Below are 1,131 nucleotides of genomic sequence, written 5' to 3' on the forward strand. Positions count from 1 at the left end.
GCCATCATCAAAAAGTTTTCCCGTGATAACGGTTTAACTTATGAAGCCAATCAAATTCTGGTTTCATGTGGTGGTAAACAAAGCTTCTTTAATCTGGCACAGGCTTTATTAGAGTCTGGCGATGAGGTAATTATCCCAGCCCCTTACTGGGTATCTTATCCTGATATGGTTTTACTCGCTGATGCCAAACCTGTCATCATCATTGGCGATCGTGATCAACGTTATAAAATCACCCCGCAACAACTTGAAGATGCAATCACCGACAAAACCCGGTTATTTGTCATCAACAGCCCTTCCAACCCGACCGGCATGACATATACCAAAGCCGAGCTTGAAGCTTTGGGTGAAGTGTTGCGTAAGTATCCTGACATTCTCATCGCTACAGATGACATGTATGAACTTATATATTGGGCCGATGAACCGTTTTACAACATCGTGATGGCTTGCCCTGATTTATATGACCGCACAATCGTTATGAATGGTGTCTCCAAAGCCTATTCAATGACTGGCTGGCGTATTGGTTATGCCGGTGGTCCTGCTCAATTGATCGGCGCGATGAAAAAAATTCAATCACAAAGCACATCAAACCCCACCTCTATTTCTCAGGCAGCCTCCGTGGAAGCCTTAAATGGTGATCAGGGCTGCGTACAAACCATGCTGGTTGAATTCAAAAAACGTCATGATTTTGTGGTCGAAAAACTGAACCAGATGCAAGGCATTACCGCTCTCGAAACAGACGGTACTTTTTATGTGTTCCCGGATATCAGCGGTGTACTGGCCAACAAACCAGATTTAACAGATGATATGGACTTTGCAGAAGCCTTATTGGTTGAAAAAGGCGTTGCTGTGGTTCCTGGAACCGCATTTGGTCTGAAAAACCATATTCGTCTATCAATTGCCACCAGCGAGAGTAATTTACAAAATGCTTTACAGCGCATTGCTGAATTTATTGAGCAATAAACTACTCTGATAATTGCATTTGAGCCTAGGGCTCTTTTCGCGTTTCCTGATCATCTTTGTCTTTTGGGTGATTAACTGGGTTAAGTTCTGTTTCAATCCAGTTAATCACCTCTTTCTGTTGTTTACGGTTCACCATCTGCTCAGTGGAGATCTGTTTTGGAAAAATGCATG

At 43.1% G+C, this 1,131-nt stretch carries 1 protein-coding gene; it reads left to right on the forward strand.

Translation table 11 applies throughout. The features are described from left to right. Positions 1-960: pyridoxal phosphate-dependent aminotransferase (locus B3M51_RS06730; protein ID WP_292757759.1), on the forward strand; the 960-nt coding region annotated here is incomplete at its 5' end. Positions 961-1,131 lie beyond the last annotated feature (171 nt).

The sequence above is a fragment of the Methylophaga sp. UBA2689 genome (assembly GCA_002354555.1).
Lineage (GTDB): Bacteria > Pseudomonadota > Gammaproteobacteria > Nitrosococcales > Methylophagaceae > Methylophaga.